The sequence below is a fragment of the Clostridium sp. genome, assembly GCF_051278035.1.
Taxonomy (GTDB): domain Bacteria; phylum Bacillota; class Clostridia; order Clostridiales; family Clostridiaceae; genus Clostridium_AD.
Window position 1 is genome coordinate 1 of sequence record NZ_JBNMNU010000258.1, and the last position, 4260, is coordinate 4260.

A 4260-nucleotide genomic window follows, 5' to 3' on the forward strand; every position below is an offset into this window, starting at 1 on the left:
ACTGGATTTACCAGTAGGTGAGAGGCTAGAGGGTACCCTTGCAACAACTGCTATAGGGATAATGAAAGGCTGCCAATTTATAAGGGTGCATGATATAAAAGAGAATAAAAGAGTATGTGCTATGACGGATGCTATATTTAGAAGTTAATAGTATTTTATATTACTTAGGAAGGGGATTTTACTATGGACAAAATGCACATAAAAGACCTGGAAGTTTACGCCTACCATGGTGTTTTTAAGGAAGAAAAAACTTTAGGACAACGTTTTAAAATATCATTAGAACTTTACCTTTGTTTAAGGGAGGCAGGCACCACTGACGACATTACTAAGACAGTTAATTATGGTGAACTTTGCAACGGAGTGGAGGAGGAGTTTAAGAAGGTAAACTATGATTTAATAGAGAGTGCCACTGAAAAATTAGCTGAATATATACTCTTAAAATATGATTTAGTTCAAAGAGTAGTGGTTAAAGTAAAAAAACCTTGGGCTCCTATTGGAAAGCCACTTGAGTATGCAGCGGTAGAGATAGATAGAAAGTGGCATACATCTTATATTGGCGTAGGTGGAAATATGGGAGATAAAGAGGGAAATGTGAAAGCAGCCTTAGATTTTATAAATAATGCATATCATACTAAAATAACTAAAACATCAAAATTTTATGAAACGAAGCCAGTAGGATATTTAGAACAAGAGGACTTCTTGAATTGTGCTATTGAAGTTAAAACACTTTTAAATCCATTAGAACTTGTTAGATTCCTTTTATCTATAGAAGAGGAATTAAAGAGGGAAAGAGTTATAAGATGGGGGCCAAGAACTATAGATTTAGATGTATTGTTATATGATAATATTATTAGCCACTTAGATGAAATAATGTTGCCTCATCCAAGAATGCAGGAAAGAATGTTTGTGTTAGAGCCATTGTGCGACATAGCACCTTATGTTATGCATCCAATTTTGAATAAACCTATAATTCAAATAAAAGAGGAAATAAAAGCGCTTTAAGCTTTTATTTCCTTTTTTATATTTTCTGAAAAATCATTAGTTAACTCTTGGATCTCAGGAATATTAAAAATTTCACCAGGATCATTAGAAATGGCCATTATAGAAAAATATGGTGGCAATCTAAATCCTTTATTTATATTCAAGGCTCCAATTAGTTGTTTACTAATAGAATCACTGCCAGAATTACCGGATACTACTACTGCAAAAGTGGTCTTATCATAAAAATTCATTTTTCGATATAGCACTGTGAGCCTATTTATTACAGCTGTTAAGTTTGCAGCTACTGCATCATTATAGTTGGGGCATAGCCATATTATTGCATCAGATTCTTCAATGGAGGGGAGTACATCATGAATCATAATTCCTCCATAAAAACATTTATTTTTCTTACCATAGTGAGTGCACAATTTATATGAACATCCGTTGCAGTCTAAAACCTTTCCGTTTTCTATTTGTAGTTCTTTAATATTGTAATGGGATAGCTGCTTTGAGATCATATGCCATAAATCTAAAGTATTAGAAGTTTTATGTGGACTTGAGTACAAAACTAACATTTTTGGATTTTTTATGATAACTGGCATATATTTAAGTAATCTAGTGCCTAACTTAGAACACATAGTCAAACAAATTTCTTTTACTGGTAAATTCATTGTTTTTTGCCAACTGCGATAATTTCTAAGTGAGGATGTTGCTTCAACTACAGAATGACCTATAAATGAACATCCTAAGTTGTTTGCAAGATATATGATATCTTGACTTGTGCGCTTAGTGCCGAGCTCTGTATTACTATGAGCTAGTACGCAAGCAGTAGAACCAAGAAGACATTTATTGCCTTCTTCATATAACTTTGAGAAAAACTGTAGCATGGAAGTGTCACAATCTATATTTCCAATTTCACAGGCGAATAGGATTTTCTTGTTTTGAAGATTAGGAATTTGGTTACAATCGTTAACTATAGTATAATCTGTGCATTTAGTAAACTCACTTATCATTTCTGAGAGCATAATAGATATATCTTTGCATGGTACAATTACAAATAAATCTTTCATGAAACCCCCTTTTTATATTCTTCTAAAGAAATTCATATAAATTCACTTAGAAGTTTATAGGTTGAATTTAGCTTGCAAAGTAGCACTTCATTTAAATCTAATGTTTCAAGCTCTGTTCCAGAAGGAAGAAGTCTATTCTTGCAACCCATAAAAGTACCCCCAATAAAGGTAGCACTATAATGCCACTGCGAGTTAATAGTGGCAAGTATTGACAGTGATCCAGATGAAAGAGCCGGAGCAATATAAGGCTTAAATCCTGTTGACCTAACTTCTAAGTTGGCAGTCTTAGTGCTATGGGTTAAAGCATCTGATAGCACTTCATTATAGTTTACAATACTATCTGCTATGATAAGACCCTCTCCATGTGGACCAAAAGCTCTACCCTCATGCATATAATGTTTTGTAGAAGCTTTCTTCGAGGCATAATAGCAAGCCCTAGCATTCATAACTCCTAGGCCATATCCCCTTATTTGTTCTGGAGCTAAACCTTTATAGTCCGAAGTTCCAGAACTATCTTTGTTACTTGCAGTAAAGGCTGCTTTGCAAAGTAAATCTACTGGATCTGACACTACGATAAATAACCCTTTGAAACTTTTCGTACGTGCAAGAGTAGCATAATGTGAAATAATTTTAGCATTACCTTTGAATTGTAGTAACCTGACGTCTTCCCCTTCTTTTACAATAGTGGGAACTCCAACGGATACACAAAATATAAACATATCACAATTAAAGACATCCTCTTCACTTAAGGAAATTATATCTATAGAACTTTCCTTCATGTCAGGTGAAAGAATCTGGCTTAGTTCGAATTTGTAGCGCTCCACGCGATTTTCATCTTTATCATAAAGTCCTAAGCTTTTAATTTTTTCAACACCTAAAAGTTTTAAACCTGTAAGTAGTGTCCCACCAACATCCCCTAGGCCGACCACATTTATTCTCCACTTTTTAGGCTCCTTATAGATTAATACATCTTCCCAGTTAGGAAATTTTGTATTAAGTGATGTAACTCTATTACTTAAAATAGCATCTTTTAGCCACTGGGGAATAGTTACAATAGGGGATATCGGCTTTACAAGTAAATTTAAGTCTTCTTCCTTTAAGAAGAGAAAGTTCTCATGGGAAACAGAAAAACTTCTTCGTGAGATTTCTGGGCTAAGGCTTATCAAGGCAAAAATCATGCCCTTATATATTTTTGCTTCGCTTTCAGATATTTCTTTTAGATTATAATAATTTTCGCGAGATATTAATAATTTTTCTTTGTATAAGTAGTAGAACATTTTAAAACTCCCCTTTTTGTGAATTTTCTATAATATTTTATTTAGTCTATTCAAGAGCTCTAAATCATTTTCCAGATAGTGAGATGGAGATATATTTAAATCATATTGCATATCGACTCCAATATCAGGACATCGTGGAATAGTAAGAACTTCTCCGAGAGAAGCTAAAGTTAAATTTCTAGTATATAAAATATGGAATTCAATCTCTAAAGCTTTTAAAAGCTCTATAGAATTTTCAATACATACCTCCGATAATGCATAAAGACTCTTTAGTGGAACATTCCTTATGAAAACGGGATGAGTGTATGGGAGTATTAAATTAATTGAAGGAAGCAAGTTACGTTTTGGGTAAAGGCCTCTCCAAAGGGCATCTCCACCAATAAAGGGATATAAGGTATTCTCGTTAAACCAAATTTTAAGCTTTGGTATAAAATAAACACTATCAACATCTCTTTTTTGTTTATCCATAAGGTCTTTTCCACGTCCTGATAGGATACCTGCAATGATTTTTTTTACATTTACTGACTCTTTTTTCAAGAGGGGATCTATAGCCCTGATTCTATAACCTTTATGTAGTATATTATCTACTAGTATTACAGGTCTATTAAAGGACTTTATCATTTTAATTTGATGCTCAAGATTTAAGTAATAAGGGAATTCTGCGATATCAAATTCCTCAATATCAGGGGTGAAAAACTTTTCTGTATGCAGTGCTTTAGTAACAGTGTTTGGAACTAGATGCCTGTCAAGAATATCTCCATAAGGCACACACATAGCATCACCGTTTTGTTTATTATTACTTATTTCAATAGGAACATTATTTTCTTTGCAAACCTTTTTTACCATTTGCTGATGAAGTACATCACTATCGAAAGATAAAACAAGTTCACCAGGATACAATTCAGTAAGTACCTTTTGTAGGCGTTTTCGGG

Annotated in this window: 3 protein-coding genes and 2 pseudogenes; 2 read left to right on the top strand and 3 right to left on the bottom strand. The window is 33.5% G+C overall.

Annotated elements, in window-relative coordinates; all coding sequences use genetic code 11:
- Together ACJAX4_RS22380 and folK are read left to right on the top strand one after the other, a co-directional pair.
- A pseudogene (locus tag ACJAX4_RS22380) lies at positions 1–148 on the top strand (dihydropteroate synthase); the annotation flags it as partial.
- Between the two features lie 35 nt (positions 149–183).
- Positions 184–1002 carry a 2-amino-4-hydroxy-6-hydroxymethyldihydropteridine diphosphokinase gene (gene folK, locus ACJAX4_RS22385; protein WP_435791656.1) on the top strand — a complete coding sequence of 273 codons (819 nt, stop codon included), beginning with the start codon at positions 184–186 and terminating at the stop codon, positions 1000–1002.
- On the opposite strand, the gene ACJAX4_RS22390 is transcribed toward folK, so the two are convergent.
- The 3 genes and pseudogenes from ACJAX4_RS22390 to ACJAX4_RS22400 form a co-directional block, all read right to left on the bottom strand.
- A complete protein-coding gene (locus ACJAX4_RS22390; RefSeq protein WP_435791657.1) occupies positions 999–2051 on the bottom strand; it encodes a flavodoxin family protein in 1053 nt (350 codons plus the stop codon). The two genes, folK and ACJAX4_RS22390, sit on opposite strands and share 4 nt — an antisense overlap.
- A gap of 32 nt (positions 2052–2083) precedes the next feature.
- Complete coding sequence (locus ACJAX4_RS22395; protein WP_435791658.1) at positions 2084–3328, bottom strand: lactate/malate family dehydrogenase; 1245 nt, start codon at positions 3326–3328, stop codon at positions 2084–2086.
- A 27-nt stretch (positions 3329–3355) separates the two neighbouring features.
- Positions 3356–4260, bottom strand: a pseudogene (locus ACJAX4_RS22400) (cytidyltransferase); the annotation flags it as partial.

What these genes read in the sequence shown, in the direction of transcription:
- folK (WP_435791656.1), top strand. Translation starts at nt 184, where the DNA reads ATGGACAAAATGCACATAAAAGACCTGGAAGTTTACGCCTACCATGGT.
- ACJAX4_RS22390 (WP_435791657.1), bottom strand. Translation starts at nt 2,051, where the DNA reads ATGAAAGATTTATTTGTAATTGTACCATGCAAAGATATATCTATTATG.
- ACJAX4_RS22395 (WP_435791658.1), bottom strand. Translation starts at nt 3,328, where the DNA reads ATGTTCTACTACTTATACAAAGAAAAATTATTAATATCTCGCGAAAAT.